General features: G+C 71.2%; 23 protein-coding genes. 11 read left to right on the forward strand and 12 right to left on the reverse strand.

Going from position 1 to position 17,603, the window contains the following annotated elements; translation table 11 throughout:
• The gene (locus ACGFNP_RS44890; protein WP_358324214.1) at positions 1 to 615 is read right to left on the reverse strand and encodes a YigZ family protein; all 615 of its coding nucleotides are present in this window, start codon (positions 613 to 615) and stop codon (positions 1 to 3) included.
• Positions 616 to 695: 80 nt separating this feature from the next.
• Here ACGFNP_RS44890 and ACGFNP_RS44895 point away from each other — a divergent pair, with 80 nt between their 5' ends.
• Complete coding sequence (locus ACGFNP_RS44895) at positions 696 to 992, forward strand: hypothetical protein (protein ID WP_358324216.1); 297 nt, start codon at positions 696 to 698, stop codon at positions 990 to 992.
• On the opposite strand, the gene ACGFNP_RS44900 is transcribed toward ACGFNP_RS44895, so the two are convergent.
• On the reverse strand, positions 903 to 2,474 hold the full coding sequence (locus ACGFNP_RS44900) for an MFS transporter (protein ID WP_393329118.1): 1,572 nt from the start codon (positions 2,472 to 2,474) through the stop codon (positions 903 to 905). The two genes, ACGFNP_RS44895 and ACGFNP_RS44900, sit on opposite strands and share 90 nt — an antisense overlap.
• Positions 2,471 to 3,052, reverse strand: coding sequence for an ArsR/SmtB family transcription factor (locus ACGFNP_RS44905; protein ID WP_393329120.1), 582 nt, complete (start codon positions 3,050 to 3,052; stop codon positions 2,471 to 2,473). The genes ACGFNP_RS44900 and ACGFNP_RS44905 overlap by 4 nt, the downstream gene beginning before the upstream one ends.
• A gap of 116 nt (positions 3,053 to 3,168) precedes the next feature.
• On the opposite strand from ACGFNP_RS44905, the gene ACGFNP_RS44910 reads away from it, so the two are divergent.
• Together ACGFNP_RS44910 and ACGFNP_RS44915 are read left to right on the forward strand one after the other, a co-directional pair.
• Positions 3,169 to 4,659, forward strand: a complete 1,491-nt coding sequence (locus ACGFNP_RS44910; protein WP_393329122.1) for a serine/threonine-protein kinase — start codon at positions 3,169 to 3,171, stop codon at positions 4,657 to 4,659.
• Between the two features lie 17 nt (positions 4,660 to 4,676).
• Positions 4,677 to 5,255 carry a TetR/AcrR family transcriptional regulator gene (locus tag ACGFNP_RS44915; RefSeq protein ID WP_358324228.1) on the forward strand — a complete coding sequence of 193 codons (579 nt, stop codon included), beginning with the start codon at positions 4,677 to 4,679 and terminating at the stop codon, positions 5,253 to 5,255.
• A 56-nt stretch (positions 5,256 to 5,311) separates the two neighbouring features.
• Here ACGFNP_RS44915 and ACGFNP_RS44920 read toward each other — a convergent pair whose 3' ends face one another.
• Positions 5,312 to 5,836 carry a CGNR zinc finger domain-containing protein gene (locus ACGFNP_RS44920; protein WP_393329124.1) on the reverse strand — a complete coding sequence of 175 codons (525 nt, stop codon included), beginning with the start codon at positions 5,834 to 5,836 and terminating at the stop codon, positions 5,312 to 5,314.
• Positions 5,837 to 5,932: 96 nt separating this feature from the next.
• On the opposite strand from ACGFNP_RS44920, the gene ACGFNP_RS44925 reads away from it, so the two are divergent.
• Positions 5,933 to 6,805 carry a hypothetical protein gene (locus tag ACGFNP_RS44925; RefSeq protein WP_393329125.1) on the forward strand — a complete coding sequence of 291 codons (873 nt, stop codon included), beginning with the start codon at positions 5,933 to 5,935 and terminating at the stop codon, positions 6,803 to 6,805.
• Between the two features lie 42 nt (positions 6,806 to 6,847).
• Here ACGFNP_RS44925 and ACGFNP_RS44930 read toward each other — a convergent pair whose 3' ends face one another.
• Positions 6,848 to 7,186, reverse strand: a complete 339-nt coding sequence (locus ACGFNP_RS44930; RefSeq protein ID WP_358324237.1) for a VOC family protein — start codon at positions 7,184 to 7,186, stop codon at positions 6,848 to 6,850.
• A 19-nt stretch (positions 7,187 to 7,205) separates the two neighbouring features.
• Between ACGFNP_RS44930 and ACGFNP_RS44935 the strand changes: the two genes are divergently transcribed.
• From ACGFNP_RS44935 to ACGFNP_RS44945, 3 genes are read left to right on the forward strand one after another with little or no spacing between them, the layout of a single operon-like run.
• Complete coding sequence (locus ACGFNP_RS44935; protein ID WP_393329127.1) at positions 7,206 to 7,589, forward strand: ArsR/SmtB family transcription factor; 384 nt, start codon at positions 7,206 to 7,208, stop codon at positions 7,587 to 7,589.
• The gene (locus tag ACGFNP_RS44940; protein WP_358324243.1) at positions 7,586 to 8,011 is read left to right on the forward strand and encodes an SRPBCC domain-containing protein; all 426 of its coding nucleotides are present in this window, start codon (positions 7,586 to 7,588) and stop codon (positions 8,009 to 8,011) included. Before ACGFNP_RS44935 ends, ACGFNP_RS44940 begins: the two co-directional genes overlap by 4 nt.
• A gap of 19 nt (positions 8,012 to 8,030) precedes the next feature.
• On the forward strand, positions 8,031 to 8,489 hold the full coding sequence (locus ACGFNP_RS44945; protein ID WP_358024641.1) for a MarR family transcriptional regulator: 459 nt from the start codon (positions 8,031 to 8,033) through the stop codon (positions 8,487 to 8,489).
• 16 nt (positions 8,490 to 8,505) lie between these two features.
• Here the strand turns inward: ACGFNP_RS44945 and ACGFNP_RS44950 are convergent, their stop codons facing one another.
• The 3 genes from ACGFNP_RS44950 to ACGFNP_RS44960 are packed head-to-tail and all read right to left on the reverse strand — an operon-like array spanning position 8,506 to position 10,356.
• Positions 8,506 to 8,718: a hypothetical protein gene (locus ACGFNP_RS44950; RefSeq protein WP_219528414.1), complete on the reverse strand. Its 213-nt coding sequence runs from the start codon at positions 8,716 to 8,718 to the stop codon at positions 8,506 to 8,508.
• A gap of 25 nt (positions 8,719 to 8,743) precedes the next feature.
• Positions 8,744 to 9,355 carry a LysE family translocator gene (locus ACGFNP_RS44955; protein WP_393329130.1) on the reverse strand — a complete coding sequence of 204 codons (612 nt, stop codon included), beginning with the start codon at positions 9,353 to 9,355 and terminating at the stop codon, positions 8,744 to 8,746.
• Positions 9,356 to 9,384: 29 nt separating this feature from the next.
• The gene (locus ACGFNP_RS44960; RefSeq protein ID WP_358324249.1) at positions 9,385 to 10,356 is read right to left on the reverse strand and encodes a YafY family protein; all 972 of its coding nucleotides are present in this window, start codon (positions 10,354 to 10,356) and stop codon (positions 9,385 to 9,387) included.
• A gap of 44 nt (positions 10,357 to 10,400) precedes the next feature.
• Between ACGFNP_RS44960 and ACGFNP_RS44965 the strand changes: the two genes are divergently transcribed.
• The gene (locus tag ACGFNP_RS44965) at positions 10,401 to 11,162 is read left to right on the forward strand and encodes a DeoR/GlpR family DNA-binding transcription regulator (RefSeq protein WP_393329132.1); all 762 of its coding nucleotides are present in this window, start codon (positions 10,401 to 10,403) and stop codon (positions 11,160 to 11,162) included.
• Entirely contained in the window at positions 11,159 to 12,307 is a 1,149-nt protein-coding gene (locus ACGFNP_RS44970; RefSeq protein WP_393329134.1) for an MFS transporter, read from the forward strand. Before ACGFNP_RS44965 ends, ACGFNP_RS44970 begins: the two co-directional genes overlap by 4 nt.
• Positions 12,308 to 12,340: 33 nt before the next feature.
• Here ACGFNP_RS44970 and ACGFNP_RS44975 read toward each other — a convergent pair whose 3' ends face one another.
• The 3 genes from ACGFNP_RS44975 to ACGFNP_RS44985 all read right to left on the reverse strand — a co-directional run bounded on the left by ACGFNP_RS44975 (position 12,341) and on the right by ACGFNP_RS44985 (position 14,506).
• Positions 12,341 to 13,102: a TSUP family transporter gene (locus ACGFNP_RS44975; RefSeq protein WP_358324258.1), complete on the reverse strand. Its 762-nt coding sequence runs from the start codon at positions 13,100 to 13,102 to the stop codon at positions 12,341 to 12,343.
• 221 nt (positions 13,103 to 13,323) lie between these two features.
• Entirely contained in the window at positions 13,324 to 13,941 is a 618-nt protein-coding gene (locus tag ACGFNP_RS44980) for an ATP-dependent Clp protease proteolytic subunit (protein WP_358324261.1), read from the reverse strand.
• 1 nt (position 13,942) lies between these two features.
• Positions 13,943 to 14,506 carry an ATP-dependent Clp protease proteolytic subunit gene (locus ACGFNP_RS44985; RefSeq protein WP_358324264.1) on the reverse strand — a complete coding sequence of 188 codons (564 nt, stop codon included), beginning with the start codon at positions 14,504 to 14,506 and terminating at the stop codon, positions 13,943 to 13,945.
• A 137-nt stretch (positions 14,507 to 14,643) separates the two neighbouring features.
• Here ACGFNP_RS44985 and ACGFNP_RS44990 point away from each other — a divergent pair, with 137 nt between their 5' ends.
• Entirely contained in the window at positions 14,644 to 15,939 is a 1,296-nt protein-coding gene (locus ACGFNP_RS44990; protein WP_393329137.1) for a sensor histidine kinase, read from the forward strand.
• A 131-nt stretch (positions 15,940 to 16,070) separates the two neighbouring features.
• Positions 16,071 to 16,721, forward strand: coding sequence for a response regulator (locus ACGFNP_RS44995; protein WP_393329139.1), 651 nt, complete (start codon positions 16,071 to 16,073; stop codon positions 16,719 to 16,721).
• Here the strand turns inward: ACGFNP_RS44995 and ACGFNP_RS45000 are convergent.
• Positions 16,710 to 17,564: a DUF2268 domain-containing protein gene (locus ACGFNP_RS45000; RefSeq protein WP_393329141.1), complete on the reverse strand. Its 855-nt coding sequence runs from the start codon at positions 17,562 to 17,564 to the stop codon at positions 16,710 to 16,712. The two genes, ACGFNP_RS44995 and ACGFNP_RS45000, sit on opposite strands and share 12 nt — an antisense overlap.
• Positions 17,565 to 17,603 lie beyond the last annotated feature (39 nt).

Here is a 17,603-nt window from a genome sequence, read left to right on the forward strand (position 1 = left end):
TTAGCCTGCTACGTGGATTCTGTTGCCCGGAGTCACCTGGGCTCGGCCTGCCGTGAGGGTTGCCAGCCAGTCGGTGAAGGTGGCCGTCTCGTCGTCTGACACCGCTACCGTGAAGACGACCTTGCTGCCGTAGGACACGTCCTTGATCGGGTGTTTTGATGCCCTCAAATCATTCTCTATGCGCCCTGCCTGGTCGTGGGCGACTGTTACCTCGATGAGGGTTGCCGGGATCATCCTGATGGGTTGTGCCTGGTCCAGAGTTTCCGTTACCGCTGAGCTGTAGGCGCGGACCAGGCCGCCGGCGCCCAGGAGGGTGCCGCCGAAGTAGCGGGTGACCACCGCCACCACATCGTTGAAGCCTCTTCCCGTCAGGGCCTGGAGCATCGGCGTGCCCGCTGTGCCGCCTGGTTCGCCGTCGTCGTCGCCCTTGCGGTCGTCGCCGATGACGTAGGCCGTGCAGTTGTGGGAGGCGTTCGGGTGCAGGTGGCGGCGTTCGGCGATGAAGGCCGAGGCTTCCTCGGGTGTCCTCGCCGGGGCGACCGCGCAGACGAAGCGGGAGCGGCGGGCCTCCGTCTCGTGCTCGATGGCGGCGCTCAGGGTGAGATAGGAGGACACGTCCACAGATTAGTGCTCGCCGGACAGCCTCTCGGGACTAGCATCGCCTTCATCCCCCGGCAGGTCCCATGGAGGTATCCGTGGACATAGCGGACGACGTCATGCCCTACATCACCGAGGCGATCTGCGCCTATGGCGGTGCCGTACTCGCCAAGACCAACGAGCTCGCCGCCGGGTCGAACATCGCCCGCGGGACCCGCATCCTGCAGCGGATCTTCGGGCGGGGTGACGCCGGCTCCAGGAGGGCGATCGAGCAGGTGGCGGCCCGCTCCGGCGACGATCTGGCGTTACGGCTGGCCATCCTCGAGGCGTTCGCGGCCGATCCGACCCTGGCCGGCGAGATCGCCGCCATGCTGCCCGCCCGCAGCACCACCTGAACGGCCAGCCGCGGCGCCACCTGAATGGCCGCTCGCAGCACCACTTGAACGTTCCGCCGAGGCGCCACCTGAGCCGCCGCCCGCAGCACCACTTGCGCGGCCGGCTGCGGCCACCGCTGCGGGACGCCCCGCGTCGCGCGACTGGTCCATTTCCCGCCATTCCCGGCGCAGTCCGGTCAGTCCGACGGTGAGGAAGTAGGCCGCCCCGCACGCGGCCAGCACCGGCGACAACCCGGCGGCGGCCACCGCCGCACCGGCGATGAGCCCGCCCAGCGGAATCCCGGCCCATGCCAGCGAGTCCCCCAGCGCGTTGACCCGGCCGAGCAGCCGTCGCGGCACCCGCTCGAAGTAGATCGCGCCCAGGATCGGGTTGATGAGGCCTCCGCTGAGCCCGCTCAGCGCGAACACGACCACGATCGCCCACACCGGCGCGTCCATCGCCAGAACCAGGAACCGCGGCGGACCCGCGAGCAGAAAGGCCACGAAGAACACCGCCCGCCGCCGCATCCGATGCGCCACCGCGGCGGCCACCAGACTCCCGCCGACCGCCGCCAGCCCCATCACGCTGCTGTTCAGCCCGATCACGGCCGGGCCGTGGCCGGACTCCCTGGCCCACACCGGCACCAGCACCTGGGCGAACGCCGCGTCCAGCAGGTTCGTCACGGCGACCATGAGAGCGAGGGCCAGCAATATCGGCTCACCCCGCAGAAAAGCGATCCCCCCGGCGAAACGCCGCCAGTAACCCGCCCGCTCCCCCGCACCACCCTCGGAATCGCGACCTGAGCCGTGGCTTGACGTCTGAAGAGGAACCGCGCCCTCGGCCGACACCTGGACGGCAAGGAGATCACCAGCCGGCACCTGGGCGGGGACTGCGTCTTCGGCTGACGCCCGGGCGCGGGGCAGTGCCCACACGATGACGACGGAGCCGAGTGCGAAGCAGGCTCCGCTGGCCGTCAAGCCCACCAGTGGGCCCGCCAGTGCCACCAGCGCCCCGCCCGTCGCCGGGCCGACGGTGGCGGCCAGGCGTTCCGTCACGCCCGACAGTGCCGCGGCCCGCTCCAGTGGGATCCGGCCGCGCTCGGCCGCCTCCGGCACCATGATCTCCTTGGCCAGGTCGCCGGGCCCGCGAGCCGCGCCGATCAGCGACACCAGCCCGAGCAACACCGGGAAGGCCAGCAGGCCGAAAGCGTGCAGCAGAACCACGGCCCCGGCTCCGGCGGCGCTCACCACATCGGCGACCCACGAGACCCGGCGCGGCCCCAGGTGGTCGACCAGCGGCCCCACGAAGAGCTTGACCAGGACATACGGTGCCATCTCGCAGAACGCGACGAGCCCGGTCATGGTGGCGCTGCCGGTCGTGACAAGCACGAACCACGGCAACGCGATGGCCGACACCCGAGTGCCGGTCAATGACATGGCCAGGGCCGCCAGCACCCCGGCCAGCGGGCGTAAGGACCGCCCAGTCGCAGGACTGCCGGTCATGGCAGGTCCGATTCCGATACGTCCGGCTCCGGCAGCAGGTGCATGACCAGCGACACCCGCTCGGCGCCCTCGGCGGCCGCGCTCTCGGGGTCCTCGCGCCGGTAGCGGGCGACCACGGCCAGCAGCTCTTCGTGCAGCCGTCCGGCCTCCTCAGGGGTGAGGCGCAGCGCCCAGTGGCTGATGTCCAGCTCGTCGTACCAGGGCCGGGGCATGGTCTGCAGTTCGTTCAGCGCGCGCTGGGTCAGCAGGCTGTGCGCGGCCGCCACAGACCGCAGGTAGGTCAGCACAGCCTCGGGCTCCTGCCTGGCCAGTTCGCTGTCGGCGAGCCGGGTCACCTGGTGTACGGAACGCCACCACCGCTCGCGCGCGTTTCCGCGTTCGGTGTCCTCCTCGACGAAGCCCGCCGCCGCCAGCCTGCGCAGGTGGTAGCTGGCCGTACCGGAGTTGACATCGAGGCGCTCGGCCAGGCGGGTGGCCGTCGAAGGACCGTACTTGCGCAGCAGTTGGACGAGCTCCACCCGCACCGGGTGGGCGAGGGCGCGCAGGCCCTTGGCATCGAGGACGACGACTGAGGTCATGCACCCAACCATAGATTGCCAACATCTCTTCGCAAAGAGTTATTCGCGAAGAGATGTTGGCAATCTACTCCGCACGCCTTTACATTGTAGATTTATTGGCATGGTAAAGTGCGATAGTGAATCCCCCCTTCACACCACTGGCCCCTGACGACCCATCCGAGATCGGCGGCTATCGCCTGGTGGCGCGGCTGGGGGCGGGCGGAATGGGGCAGGTCTACCTCGCCCGCACCCAGAGCGGCAGGCGGCTGGCCATCAAGGTGATCCGCGCCGAGTTCACCGGGGATCCGGAGTTCCGGCGGCGGTTCCAGCAGGAGGTCGCCGCGGTCGAGCGGGTGCAGAGTCTCTACACCGCGCCCGTCGTCGACGCCGATCCCCAGTCCAGGACGCCCTGGCTGGCCACCGCCTACGTGCCCGGGCCCTCGCTCGACAAGGCCGTCGCCCGGCACGGCCCGCTGCCTCCCCGCACGGTGCTGACCTTGGTCTGCGGGGTGGCCGAGGCGCTGCGGGCCATCCACGCCGTCCAGGTGGTTCACCGCGATCTCAAACCGTCGAACGTGCTGCTGTCCCCCGACGGCCCCCGCGTCATCGACTTCGGCATCGCCAAGGCCGTCGACGCGACCCCGCTGACCGGCACCGGCATCCGCATCGGCACGCCGCTGTTCATGGCTCCCGAGCAGGCGCTCGGGCACCCGGCCGCGCCGCCGGTCGACGTGTTCGCGCTCGGCGGTCTTGCGCTGTTCGCGGCGACCGGCCGCACACCGTTCGGTGAGGGCCCCGACCCTGCGGTGCTCTACCGCGTGGTGCATGACGAGCCTCAGCTCGACGGCTGCCCGCCGGAGTTGCGCGAGGTGATCGCCCGCTGCCTGGCCAAGGACCCGGCGCACCGGCCGACGCCGCGCGCCCTGGTGACCGAGCTCGAACGGTACGCGCGGACGGGGCCGGAGTGGCTGCCCCCGGAGCTCACGCACTCCCTGCCCGCCTACGCGGCCTCGCCCTCTCCTCCCCCTGCGAGCTCACGCAGGACGTTCGGGTTCGGTGTCGTGGCCGGCGCCGCCGCGGGCGCCGCGCTGATCGCGGGCGCGGCCACGGCCGTGCTGCTGAACCAGGGTCCCGCCGTCGGCACCCCGCTCGCCCAACCCGCCGCGACCGTCACGGTCACCGAACAGGCGCCCGCGAGCAGGCCCACTGCCGGTACGACCGAGGAGACCACGCCGAGCCCCGCGGGCACGGCGACCGAGGGCTCGGTGGCCGGAGCGAAGGCGGGCACGCTGCTCGGCACGTACAAGGGCATCGATGTGACCATCTATTACTCGGTCAACTTCACCGACGACCCCACTCACCCGAGGGAGGGCAACGACGAGGACGTCAGGTACGGCGCCATCGGCCTCGAGGCGGAGAAGATGGCCGTGCTCGAACCCGGACAGACCGGCACCTACCAGGCGTGCGTCGACAACACCCGGTACATGGACAGCTACGCCACCGACCAGGCCAAGGGCAGGCTGGTGTGCGTCTTCGCCGAGAACACGATCGGTCTCGTCAAGGTGACGAAGGTATCCGGAGGGGCCAGTGACTACATCACCATGGACCTGACAGTCTGGCAGCGTTGACGCCTACTCTGTAAGTCATGTCCGTTACGCCCTTGCGAGGCGGGCCGGCGCGCGAGGCCGAGTTACTCGGCGTCGTGCTCGATGTGCTGCGCGAAACCGGGTACGACAGGCTGACCATCGAGGCGGTGGCCGCACGCGCGAAGGCGGGCAAGCACACCGTCTACCGGCGCTGGCCGTCCAAGGCGGAGCTGGTGGTGGCGGCGTTCGTCAATGCCGTCTCCGACAGGCCGGTCGTCCCCGACACGGGCGAGCTGCGGGGTGATCTGCTCGCGCTGATGGAGTCGCTGGTGGGCGAGCTGGCCCGGCTCGGTGACGTCATCGCCGGGCTGGTCGGCGAGATCCTGCACAACGCCGACCTGGCCCGCGCGGTGCAGCAGAACTACATCGCCGGCCGCCGCCGGTTGACGCTGGAGGTGTTCGAGCGGGCCTGGGCCAGGGGCGAGCTGTCGCGCAGCGCCGACACCGACCTGCTGTGGCAGGTGGGCCCGGCGGTGCTGTTCTTCCGGGCGCTGGTCAGCGGTGAGCCCGTCGACCACGAACTGGCCCGGCGGCTCGTGGACCACATCGTGCTCCCCATCGCCCTCGGCCGCCGATAGAGCACACAGATAGAGCACCACCGACAGAGCAGCGCCGACAGGGCGGCGCGCCGATCTCAGGCCCGCCGCCGGGCACGGTACGCGCTGGCCTTGGCGCGGTTCTGGCACGACAGCCCGCAGAAGCGCCGCGAGGTGTTCCGCGTCACGTCGAAGAAGACCAGCGCGCACCCGTCCGCCTCGCACGACCGGAGCCGAACCCCCTGCCCCACCCCGATCACCATGGCCAGCGCGGTGCCGGCGTCGGCGGCCCAGGCGTCGACCAGCGAGGCGTCCGGCTGGTGGAAGGCCAGGACGGGCGGCTCACCGTGCAGGTTGGCGACGGCCGCGTGCCGTACCAACAGCGCGTTGAGCGACGCGACGGCATCGGGGCCCCCGCCGAACACGGGCCGCAGTTCGGCGGCCACCTCCGCCAGGCGGTCGGCGTCGGCGGCGGTCAGAGATCCGGCGGGCGGCCGGTCGAGGCGCGCCGTGGCGCCCAGTACGGCGGCGCGGCGCGAGGCCCCGTCGGCCGGCGGCGCGAGGTCGCGCCCGCGTACCTCACCCACGGCCAGTTCGTTCACCAGGAGGACGGCGAGCTCCACCCACCGGCCAACATAACTGTCTATTTGGGATTGACCAGTGATGCGCCAGGAGTCTATAGTCACTGGCATACCTTATCTAGACAGTGAGGAATTGGCATGTCCATCGATGGCAGAGTCGCCCGCCGCATGTGGCACCAGTTGGAGCCGATCCACGCGGCGCTGTACTTCTCCCCCCAGGCCTTCGAGGAAGCCGCGGCGATCGGCTACGACGTGGAGTCGCGCTGGCCGAGCTACTTCGCCTACCGCACCGCGCCGCTGGGCCACGCGGGCACGAACCTGGCCTTCGCCACCTACTACAGCTTCAGCCCTCAGACGATCGCCGAACACGTTCCGGCCGTCTGGGACACCGCCACCCCCGAGCAGGTGCTCCAGACCCGCATCCGGGCCGTCGACCGCACCTATCGGGCGCTGCTCGGCGACAAGGCAGAACAGCTCGCCGAGGCCGCCGAGCTGGCCAAGCGGACGGCCGAGAGCGTGACGGTGGCCGGACGGCCGCTCGCCGCCGCCAACCTGGACCTGCCCTGGCCGGACGAGCCGCACCTGGCGCTCTGGCACGCCGCCACCGTGCTGCGCGAGCACCGCGGCGACGGCCATCTCGTGGCGCTCCAGGCGGCGGAGCTGGACCCGTGCGAGTCGCTGGTCTCCTTCGCCGCGATCGGCGCCGCTCCGTCGGCCAACTTCGCCGGGCGCGGCTGGAGCGAGGGCGACTGGGCCGCCGCGCAGGATCGGCTGGCCGGGCGTGGCCTGGTCGATGCCGCGGGCCAGGCCACCGACGCGGGCCGGGCGCTGCGCGACCAGGTCGAGCGGATGACCGACGAACTGGCCGCCGAGCCGTGGCGACAGCTCGGCGAGCAGCGCGCCGACCGGCTGGCCCAGCTCATCCGGCCGGTCCTGGGCGCCGTCTTCGAGGCGGGAATCCTCCCGATGACCAGCACGCTCGGCATCGCCACGGTGAAGGCACCCGACTGATCCACGAACGCGCCCGGACCTCCATCGGCGGGGGCGGACCTGTCAGTAGCCGGGTGCGGGCTGCCAGAGGCTGATCTCCGTGCCCTGGTCGTCGGTGCAGGTGCAGCCCCGCCCCGATTTGCTCTCGATGATCTCCCCCGTCGTGCCGCCGAGCTCGCGCACCCGCTTGATCGCGGTGTCGACGTCGTCGACGCTGTAGTACAGGTTCGGCTGCGACGAGGGGCCGGAGGCGGTGAGGCCCATCGGCACCGCGGTGTTGGTCACGTGCAGGTACGTCTCGTGCTCGCGCCGGAACTCCCACCCGAACAGCGCCTCGTAGAAGGCGGCGGCCCGATCCAGGTCCTCGACCGACAGCGTGTAGTAACCCAGCTCTACAGCCATGCGCAGACCTCCGCAATAATTGTCGCTATCGTTAAGCATCACCATACAACGAAAGCGAGCAATAATTAACGCAAACGGCAACGATCTGGATGCCACGCTGGCCGCCCTCGCCGACCCCACCCGGCGCAAGGTGATCGACCTGCTGCGCGCCGGTCCCCGCCCCGCCGGGGAGCTGGCGCAGGCCGTCCAGATGAGCGCGCCCGCGCTGAGCAGGCATCTGCGCGTGCTTCGGGCCGGCGGGCTGGTCCAGGCGGAGGCGGGCGGCGAGGATGCCAGGCTGCGCCTCTACACGCTGCGCCAGGAACCGTTCACCGCCCTTCAGGCGTGGCTCGACCAGGTGCAGGCGTTCTGGGCCGAGCAGCTCGGCTCGTTCAAGGACCACGTGGAACGCACGACTCCATGAACTCCGTCCAGGCCGCCGTCATCGTCCCCGTCGACCAGGCCACCGCGTTCCGCGTCTTCACCGACGAGATCGACGGCTGGTACGTACGCGGCCCCCATAGCTGGGTCGACCCGTCACGCGCGGTCGGCATCCGGTTCGCGGACGGCTACCTGCGCGAGCTGTGGTCCGACGGCGGCCACGTCGACACCGGCCGGATCCTCGTCTGGGAGCCGCCACGCCGCCTGGTCTGGGCCGACCTGATCAACGACCAGGGCGAGATGGAGATCGAGGTCGCGTTCACGCCGGTCGACGGCGGCACCGAGGTGCTGCTGGAGCACCGCGGCCTCGACACGCTGCCGCCGGACGTGGCCGGGCGCATCCGCCGCGGCTACTCCTGGCAGATCGCGCTGAGATGGTTCGCCGAGAGTTTCGCGCGTTTGTGAAGCCCGTAGAATCCCGCCTGTGACTCGTGACGAAGAGGCCGTGCGCCACGCGGTCGAGCGGATGGCGCGGATCTTCTCCGACTGGGGGCTGCCGCCCATGGCCGCGCGCGTGCTGTTCACGATGATGGCGGCCGAGGAGCGGACGCTGACCGCCGCCGAGCTCGGCGAGCGGCTCGGCGTCAGCCCGGCCGCCATCTCCGGAGCGGTGCGCCTGCTCACGCAGATGCACCTGGTGGTGCGGGAGCCGGTGCCCGGCTCCCGCCGCGATGTCTACCGCCTGCCCGACGACGCCTGGTACGAGCTCACGCTGGCCAAGATGCCGATCTTCCGGCAGATCACCGACGAGGCGTCGGCCGCGGTCGAGGCGGTCGGCGGCGACGACACCACCGCCGGCGCCAACCTGGCCAGGATGCGCGACTACTTCGCGTTCGTGGAGCGCGGGCTGCCCCGGCTGCTCGCCGAGTGGCGCGAGCGCTGACAGCCGAGCACGAGCGCTAGCCCCTGCCGTATTTCTTGTGCACGGCCTGTTTGCTCACCCCGATCGCATGAGCGATCTGCGCCCACGGCAACCCGGCCACCCTGGCCCGGCGTACCTGGACCGCCTCCATGCGTTCGATCTCGTGCCGCAACGCGGTGGTCGCCTGCAGGGCTCGCAGCGGATCCTCGTCCTGCGCCTGCCGCATCAGCGTCGCCAGGTCGTTCGTCATTCCCCCAACGTAGTCCAGCGGCCGCTCATCGCGAGTCCAGGACGAGCCTCAGGCCGAGCCCGATGAGGACGGCACCGGAGATCTGCTCCAGCCGCCGCTTGACGACCGGGCGGCCGAGGAACGCCTTGGCCTTGGCGACGGTCCAGATGAGCAGGCCGTACCAGAGCAGGTCCACGAGCACCCAGACGACGGCGAGCGTGACGAGGGTGAGCGGGACGTTCTGCCCCCGCGGCACGAACTGCGGCAGGAACGACATCGCGAACACCGCCGCCTTCGGGTTGGCCAGACAGGTCCCGAACCCGGCCAGGAACGACCGGCGCCGGCCACTGACCGCGACCCCCTCGACCGGCGCCGAACCCTTGCGGGCCTGCCAGAGCGACTGCGCCCCCATCACGACCAGCAGGACCGCGCCCGCGACGCGCATCACGTCATAGGCCACCTGCGAGGCCAGCACCAGCGCCGACAGGCCGAACGCGGCGGCCAGTCCCCAGATCAGGATGCCTGTCTCGTTGCCCAGGGTGGCGGCCAGGCCGGAGCCGCGCCCGGCCCGCAGCGTCTGTCTGAGAATGATCGCGGTGCTGACCCCGGGAACCATCGCCACCAGGATGCACGCGCCAATGAATGCGATGAGATACATGCGAGGCATCGTGGCAGAATCGCCCCGATTTAGCCGTAGATTTTTCCGAGCTCCGCGACGGCCTCCACCATCAGCGCGCGCAGCTCGGGCGGTCCCAGCACCTCGACGCTCGCCCCGAGCCGCAGCAGCAGCCACCGGGCGTGCGTGATCGACTCGATCGGAACGGTGAGCGTGCGCCAGCCCTCGGCGTCGGGCTCGGCGCCCTCGGCCAGCGCGGCGGCGACGACGTCGTTGCCCATCGTGTAGGCGAGCAGGCTGTCCGTGCCGGGGGCGACCTTGATGACGGCCTCGGCGGTGTACATGCGCTCGCGGAACTCGCGTGAATAGTCGCGCCAGAAGCCGCCGAGATCGAAGCCCTCGGGCCGGTCGAAGCCGCCCGGCAGGGTCTCCAGCGCCAGGATGCGCGCCACTCGGTACGTACGCGGCGTCGCTCCGGCGGGGGCGGCGACCATGTACCACGAGCCGCCCTTGAGCACGAGCCCGTACGGGTTCACCACCCGCTCGACCTCCTGCCTGCCCCAGCGCCGGTAGGTCATCCGCAGCCGCCGCTGCGCCCACACCGCCTCGGCCACCTCGCTGAGGTGCGGCACGTCGTCGGCGTCGCGGTACCAGCCGGGCACGTCCAGCAGGAAGCGCTCACGCATCCGCGAGGCGTGCGAGCGCGGCTCGGGCGGCAGCGCGGCCAGCAGCTTCAGCTCCGCGCTCGCCACCACCTCCGACAGCCCCAGCTCGGCCGCGGGCCCCGGCAGCCCGGCCAGGAACAGCGACGACGCCTCCTCGGCCGTCAGCCCGGTCAGCCGGGTCCGGTAGCCGTCGAGCAGCTGGTAGCCGCCCGCCGGGCCGCGGTCGGCGTAGACCGGCACGCCGGCGGCCGACAGCGCCTCGACGTCGCGATAGACGGTCCTGACCGACACCTCCAGCTCCGCGGCCAGGTCGGTGGCGGTCATCCGGCCGCGCGCCTGCAGGAGCAGCAACAGGGAGAGCAGACGGCTGGCGCGCATGCCCCCCATTGTATTGCGCACATAAGTCATGTTTGTATGAACACATGGAACGTGTGCTGTCCATCATGAACACCCTTCGCACCCACGACAGCGTCTCGGTCGCCGAGCTGGCCGCCGAGCATGGCGTGTCGGAGATGACCATCCGCCGCGACCTGGACGAACTGGCCCAGCAGGGGGTGGTGCGCAGGGTCAGGGGCGGCGCGCTGTCGCTGCTGCTGCGCGGCGAGGAGCCGCCGTTCGGAGTACGGGAGCACGAGGCGGTCGACGCCAAGCAGCGGATCGGCGCCGAGGTGGCCGGGCTGATCGCCGACGGCGAGGCGGTGCTGCTCGACGGCGGCACGACCGTGTACGAGGTGGCGCGCGCGCTGCTGGACCGCCGGGTGACCGTCCTGCCGCTGGCGCTCCAGTCCGCGTCGCTGCTGGCCGCGGCGCCACGCGTACGGCTGGTGCTCCCCGGCGGAGAGGTACGGCCGGGCGAGCTGAACTTCAAGGGCCCCCTGACCGAGAGCTCGATCAGGGCCCTGCGCTTCGACACGGCGGTGATCGGCTGCTGCGGCCTGTCGTCCGAGCAGGGGATGACCGCCCACGACCTGCCGGAGGTGGCCGTCAAGCAGTCCGCCATCGCCGCGGCCAGGCGGGTGATCGTGGCGTGCGACTCGGGCAAGTTCGCCAGGACGGCGTTCGGCGCGGTCTGCCCGATCTCGCGGCTCGACGTGGTGGTGACCGACGCCGGCATCCCGCGCGAGCAGCACGACGCCCTGCTCGCCGCCGGGGTCACCGTCCGGCTCGTCCAGGAAGCCCGGTGAACCGCGCCCGGGTCGCCGTCTACCTGCTGTTCTTGCTCGCCGGGGCGGCCATCGGCACCTGGACGGCCCGGATACCGGCCATCAAACAGGACCTCGGACTGAGCGACGGGCGGCTGAGCCTGGCGCTGCTGGCCATCGCTGCCGGGGCGATGGCGGGCATGCAGGCGGTCGGCCGCCTGGTCGACCGCTACGGCAGCAGCCGCGTCATGATCCCCGCCGCGCTGCTGCAGGGGGTGGTGCTCGTCCTGCCCGCCTACGCCGTGAACCTGGGCACGCTGGCCGCCGCGCTGTTCGGGTTCGGCGTGGTCCACGGTGTGCTGGACGTCTCGATGAACGCCAACGCGGTGGAGGTGGAGCGGGCGTGGGGGCGGCCGATCATGTCGTCGTTCCACGCGGTGTTCAGCATCGGCGGGTTCGCGGGCGCCGCCGCCGGAGGGCTGTTCGCGCACCTGGCGCTCTCGCCCGCCGCCACGTTCCTGTCGGTGGCGGTGGTGATCGCGCTGCTGGCCGCGTGGGCGGCGGCCTGGGCGCTGCGCTCCCGGCCCGCGCCGGCGTCCTCGGAAGCCGGGGTACGGCCGAGGCTGCCCAAGGGGATCCTCTTCCTCGGTGTGCTGGCGTTCTGCTGCCTGGTGGGCGAGGGGGCGGCGGCCGACTGGAGCTCGGTCTACCTGCGGGAGGACCTGGCCGCGTCCGCGGGGTTCGCGGCGGCGGGCTATGCGGCGTTCTCCATCATGATGACGGCCGGGCGTCTGGCCGGGGACCGGCTGGCGGTCCGCTTCGGGCCGGTGGCGCTGGTGCGCGGGTGCGGGCTGCTGGCCGCCGCCGGGCTCGGGCTGGCGCTGACGGTCGGGCATCCGGTGGCGGGGGTGGCCGGGTTCGGGTGCTTCGGGGCGGGGTTGTCGTGCATCGTGCCGCAGGTGTTCTCCGCCGCCGGGCATCGTGATCCGGCGTTCGCGGGGCGGGCCCTCGCGCGGGTGGCGAGCATCGGCTATCTGGGGTTCCTGTCCGGGCCCGTGCTCATCGGGGGTCTCGCCGAGCTGTCCGGGCTGCCGCGGGCGCTGGGCGTACCGGCGCTGCTGGCCGCCTTCGTGGCGCTGGCCGCCACCGCGCTGCGCCCCCGTACGGCCGAGCCGGTCGGGTCCTAGCGCTCGCGCGAGCGCACGGCGCCGCATCGGGTCCTAGCCGAACTGCTGCCAGCCCAGCCTGATCACCATGGCCACCACCACGCACAGCAGCACGACGCGGACGAAGCCCGTGCCGCGCTTGAGCGCCATGCGGGCGCCCACCTGCGCGCCCGCCACGTTGCAGACGGCCATCCCGAGGCCCAGCCCCCACAGCACGTGTCCCTGCCAGGCGAACACGAACAGCGCGCCCAGGTTGGTCCCGGTATTGATGATCTTCGCCGAGGCGGAGGCGGACACGAAGTCGAGCCCGAGGATCGTGGTGAACGCGATGATCAGGAACGTGCCCGTCCCCGGGCCCATGATGCCGTCGTAGAAGGCGACGCCCACGCCCGCGATCGTCACGGCCGCGACGACGCGGCCGTTCGTCCGCAGATGGGGCTGCGGCACCGAGCCCATCGCCGGGCGCAGCGTCACGAACGCGGCCACACCCACCAGCACCGCCATCACGGCCGGGCGCAGCACCTCGGCCGAGATCGCCGCCGCGGCCAAGGCCCCCAGCCCGGCGCTGACCACGGCCAGCCCCACGCCGGGCAGCGCGACCGCCCGGTCCACCTTGGTGGTACGCGTGTAGGTCACGGCGGCCGAGGCGGTGCCGAAGACGGAGGAGAGCTTGTTGGTGGCCATCGCCTGCACGGGCGGGATGCCCGTCACCATCACCGCGGGCAACTGCACCAGCCCGCCACCACCCACGACGGCGTCGACCCAGCCCGCACAGAGGGCAGCCGCCAACACCAGCACCACATGCTCCAGCGGCACGCCACTCCCCCGATTTCCCCCGAGAACCGCAAAGAGCGTATATGTCCCGCTATCACAACCAAACAGGAGGGATGCCCCTTACCACCAACACCCCAGCCCCGGCCGCACTGCCCTGCACCGACAGACTGCAAGCCCCAGCCCACTGACCGCGTTTCGCTGGCCTGCGGGAGCGGCCGACCTCATGGCGCGGCCGCCCCGCAGGTCTTCGTCGCCGCCCGGTTCTAGCGGGCGGTGGTCAGCGTGCGCTTTCGGGAGGCGTAGATGTCGTCGATCAGGTTGTAGGAGCGCGCCTGCTCGGCCGTGAAGATCCGGTCCCGCTCGATGTCCTTCCTGATCTCCAGCTCCGTCTTGCCCGTGTGCCTGGCCAGCATGAACTCCTGCTGGTCGCGCATCCGCAGGATCTCCCTGGCGTGGATCTCCATGTCGCTCGACTGGCCCCGTCCGCCCTCGGTGGAGGGCTGGTGCAGCAGGACGCGGGCGTGCGGCAGGGCGGCGCGCTTGCCCGGCGTGCCCGCCGCCAGCAGGACCGCGGCGGCCGAGGACGCCTCGCCGATGCAGACGGTGTGGATCTCCGGCCGGACGAACTGCATCGTGTCGTAGATCGCCGTCATCGAGGTGAACGAGCCGCCCGGCGAGTTGATGTACATGTTGATGTCCTGGTCGGGGTCGAGCGACTCCAGCGTCAGCAGCTGCGCCATCACGTCGTTGGCGCTCGTGTCGTCGATCGGCGTGCCCAGGAAGATGACCCGGTCCTCGAACAGCTTGTTGTACGGGTTCATCTCCTTCATGCCGTAAGAGGTGCGCTCGGTGAACGAGGGCAGCACGTAACGTCCGCTCATATCAGTTCATCCCCTCGGCCATGTGGTCGACGAATCCGTAGTCGAGCGCCTCCTGCGCGGTGAACCAGCGGTCGCGGTCGGAGTCGGCCTGGATCTGCTCCAGCGGCCGGCCGGTGTGCTGGGCGGTGATCTCGGCCAGCCTGCGCTTGGTGTAGAGCAGATTCTCCGCCTGGATCTGGATGTCGCTGGCCGAGCCGCCGATGCCGCCGAGCGGCTGGTGCATGACGATCCGCGCGTTGGGCAGCGCGTAGCGCTTGCCGGGGGTGCCCGCGCACAGCAGCAGCTGCCCCATGGAGGCGGCGAAGCCCATCGCCACCGTCGCCACGTCGCACGGGACGAACTGCATCATGTCGTACAGAGCCATCCCCGCGGTCACCGACCCGCCCGGCGAATTGATGTAAAGCGTTATGTCGCGGTGCGGGTCCTCGGCCGCCAGCAAAAGCAGCTCACCGCACAGCCGATTGCATATCTCGTCGTCGACCTCCTGGCCGAGAACAAGTATGCGCTCCTTCAGCAGGCGCTGGCTGAGCTGGTCAGGCCAGGCAGTACGCAGGGTCTCCGTCATGGAATCGCCTTTCTCTCGAGCTATTCACCGACGCTAGACCCGGGCCGCGCCAATTCCAGCTCCTTTTCGCTGGGGGCGCATTTCTCTAAAGGCGCATTCCACCGAGAGCGAATAACCGTCGACATACAATCACGAATGTGAGATGGAACCTGCCCCGGCGATGGGCGTGCCTGATCCTCGGCGGCGCGCTGCTGATGCCGTACATGATGACCGGGGTTCTGACATCGGGCCTGCTCCAGGGCCAGTCGGCCAATTTCCTGCTGCCCCTCCAGCTCGGGGTGTTCGTGGCGGTCCTGCCGGTGGTGGCGGTGACCGGGCTGTTCCTGCCGGTGCGGGCGCTGGAGGTGAGCGCCGCCCAGGGGTTGCTCGGCGCGCGTGTGGAGACGCCGCCCAGGCAGGCGGGCCGGTCATGGCAGGAACGGTGGCGCACGGCCGCCTGGTACACCCTCCACCTGGGCGTCGGCGGCCTGGTGAGCGGGTGCACGCTGGCCGGGGTTCCGTTCACGGTCTTCACGTTCGCGGTGCCGTTCGTCGGCGGGCCCGAGCGGATGCTGGGGATCGCCGTCGAGCCGGGCTGGGCGGCGCTGCGCTGGCCGCTGATCGGGCTGGCCGTGCTGGGGGCGGTGGTGCTGTTCGCGGCCGGCGCGGGCGCGCTGCTGGCCCGGCTCGCCCCCGTGCTGCTCGGCCCCACCCCCGGCGAACGGCTGGCCGCGGCCGAGCGTCGGGCCCGTACGCTGGCCGAGCGCAACCGGCTGGCCCGCGAGCTGCACGACTCCGTCGGCCACGCGCTGAGCGTCGTCACCCTGCAGGCCGCCTCGGCCGGGCGGGTGCTCGACCGCGACCCGGAGACGGCCAGGACCGCTCTGGCGGCCATCGAGCAGTCGGCCCGCGCCGCCCTCGACGACCTCGACCACGTCCTCGGCGTCCTGCGCGACGGCGACCCGCCCCCTGAGGCCGGCCCGCCGCAGGCGACGCTGGCCGATCTGGGCGACCTGGCCGACGCCTCCGGCGCCGAGGTGCGGCGCGAGGTGGGCGACCTGACCGGCGTGCCCGCCGTGGTCTCCAGGGAGGCCTACCGGATCGTTCAGGAGGCGCTGACCAACGCGCTCAGACACGGTCAGGGGCCGGTACGGCTGGCCGTCGCCGTGCAGGACGACGACCTGAGACTGGAGATCACCAACGAGACCGGCGCGAACGGCACACAGCGGGGCGCGCGGTCGGACGCACCGACCGACCGATCGGGCGCACGGAACAACCGGCCGAACGCGGGGCCTGGCGACCGAGTGGGCGCGGGGCCGGGCGACCGAGTGGGCGGGAGGGGAGTGACCGGTATGCGGGAGCGTGTTCGCCTGCTCCGCGGCGATCTGGAGGCGGGCCCGGTGGCGGACGGCTGGCGCGTCTCCGTCCGGCTGCCACTCCGGTCGGTCCCGTGACAGGCGGTGGTCGAGGGTGCCCGGCGCAGGGGCGGGCCTGGATCATCGCTCAGGTCGGTCCCTGACCCCGCTACGGTCGGTCCCATGACATCCCCTACGGTCGCTCTCATGACACTCCCGCGGTCGCGCGCATGACGCTCAAGGTCGTGATCGCCGACGACGAGGGCCTCATCCGGGCCGGTCTGCGCGTCATCATCGACGCCGAGCCGGGGCTGAGCGTGGTCGGTGAGGCCGCCGACGGCGCCGAGGTGGTGCCCGTGGTGCGCAGGGAGCGCCCCGATGTGGTGCTGATGGACGTACGCATGCCCGCGGTGGACGGCATCCAGGCCACCCGGCGGCTGGTGGCCATGGACGAGCCGCCCAAGGTGCTTGTGGTCACCACGTTCGAGAACGACGACCACGTCTACGAGGCGCTGCGGGCGGGCGCCAGCGGGTTCCTGCTCAAGCGGACCAGGCCCGACGAGCTGGTCCACGCGATCAAGCTGGTGGCGGCCGGGGAGTCGCTGCTGTTCCCGGCGGCGATCCGGACGCTGGCCGGGCGCAGGCCGCCCGAAACCCCGCCCTCAGAGGTGCCCGGCATCGGCCGGCTGACGGGCCGCGAGGGCGACGTGCTGCGGCTGATGACCAGGGGGCTGTCCAACGGCGAGATCGCCGCCGAACTGGTCGTCAGCCAGGAGACCGTCAAGACGCACGTCGGCAACGTGCTGACCAAGCTGGGTGCGCGGGACCGCACCCAGGCCGTGATCGCCGCCTACGAGTCGGGCTTCGTCTCACCTCGCTGACACACCCCGCTGGACGATCTGCGACACCGGCAACGTCGTGCTCTCGGTGACCGTCATGCCGGTGGCGGCCAGGTGCTCGTCCACCAGCCGCAACCCCACCGCATATCCCGCCATGTCGGGAATGCCGCGAGGCTCTTGCCCGTACCGCGCCACGGTGGTGTCCCCCAGCACGTACGCGGACGTGAGGTGCATGCCCTCCAGCTCGAAGTCGGCCATGATCTTCGCGTAGGCCCGGTCCAGTTCCGCGCCGGTGACCATCGACGACCACGGCCCCATGGCCTCGACCCCCGACAGCTCCCGTACGAACGCCTCCGCCAGCCCCTCGGAGACCACGTGCTCCCCCACCGTCGGACGCCACGGCACGTTGGTGTAGCGCGCCTGGTGGTGGAACTCGTGGACGGCGCAGTGCGCGATCCTGCCGATCGTCTCCTCCGTCGGCCAGCCCAGCAGGTACAGCAGGCCGGGCGAACCGCCCATCCCGTAGTAGCCGCCCGTGACCTTCATCAGGTGCTCGTCGTCGGGATTTCCCAGCACGAACACCACCTGCAGTGAGCCGGGCAGTTTGAGGCCGGCCAGCCGGTCGGCGGCCCGGTACAGCTCCCGCTCGACCTGCCCCAGCACGTCCGCCTCGATCATGGCGCGGATCGCGGGCAGGTAACGCGGGTCCTCGGCGTCCACCCGGAAGCCGGGCCCCTGGTGGTGGATGTCGACGATGTCGCCCGGCATCGGGATGGCCGGGCGGATGGGCGCGAGCAGCTCGCGCAGCAGATCGGGACGCCGCTCCAGCGGCTGCTCCAGCAGCTCGGCCATGGCCGTGAGCGTGTCGTGAACGATGAACTTCATGTCCACGGACGCTAGAACCTCACGCGACGTGAGACTCAA

The sequence above is a fragment of the Nonomuraea sp. NPDC049269 genome, assembly GCF_043197155.1.
In the GTDB taxonomy this organism is placed as follows: domain Bacteria; phylum Actinomycetota; class Actinomycetes; order Streptosporangiales; family Streptosporangiaceae; genus Nonomuraea.

Excerpts from the sequence above, each read along its gene's own strand:
- ACGFNP_RS44900 (WP_393329118.1), bottom strand. The coding sequence starts at position 2,474 with ATGACCGGCAGTCCTGCGACTGGGCGGTCCTTACGCCCGCTGGCCGGG.
- ACGFNP_RS44905 (WP_393329120.1), bottom strand. The coding sequence starts at position 3,052 with ATGACCTCAGTCGTCGTCCTCGATGCCAAGGGCCTGCGCGCCCTCGCC.
- ACGFNP_RS44915 (WP_358324228.1), top strand. The coding sequence starts at position 4,677 with ATGTCCGTTACGCCCTTGCGAGGCGGGCCGGCGCGCGAGGCCGAGTTA.
- ACGFNP_RS44925 (WP_393329125.1), top strand. The coding sequence starts at position 5,933 with ATGTCCATCGATGGCAGAGTCGCCCGCCGCATGTGGCACCAGTTGGAG.
- ACGFNP_RS44930 (WP_358324237.1), bottom strand. The coding sequence starts at position 7,186 with ATGGCTGTAGAGCTGGGTTACTACACGCTGTCGGTCGAGGACCTGGAT.
- ACGFNP_RS44940 (WP_358324243.1), top strand. The coding sequence starts at position 7,586 with ATGAACTCCGTCCAGGCCGCCGTCATCGTCCCCGTCGACCAGGCCACC.
- ACGFNP_RS44950 (WP_219528414.1), bottom strand. The coding sequence starts at position 8,718 with ATGACGAACGACCTGGCGACGCTGATGCGGCAGGCGCAGGACGAGGAT.
- ACGFNP_RS44955 (WP_393329130.1), bottom strand. The coding sequence starts at position 9,355 with ATGTATCTCATCGCATTCATTGGCGCGTGCATCCTGGTGGCGATGGTT.
- ACGFNP_RS44960 (WP_358324249.1), bottom strand. The coding sequence starts at position 10,356 with ATGCGCGCCAGCCGTCTGCTCTCCCTGTTGCTGCTCCTGCAGGCGCGC.
- ACGFNP_RS44965 (WP_393329132.1), top strand. The coding sequence starts at position 10,401 with ATGGAACGTGTGCTGTCCATCATGAACACCCTTCGCACCCACGACAGC.
- ACGFNP_RS44980 (WP_358324261.1), bottom strand. The coding sequence starts at position 13,941 with ATGAGCGGACGTTACGTGCTGCCCTCGTTCACCGAGCGCACCTCTTAC.
- ACGFNP_RS44985 (WP_358324264.1), bottom strand. The coding sequence starts at position 14,506 with ATGACGGAGACCCTGCGTACTGCCTGGCCTGACCAGCTCAGCCAGCGC.
- ACGFNP_RS44995 (WP_393329139.1), top strand. The coding sequence starts at position 16,071 with ATGACGCTCAAGGTCGTGATCGCCGACGACGAGGGCCTCATCCGGGCC.
- ACGFNP_RS45000 (WP_393329141.1), bottom strand. The coding sequence starts at position 17,564 with ATGAAGTTCATCGTTCACGACACGCTCACGGCCATGGCCGAGCTGCTG.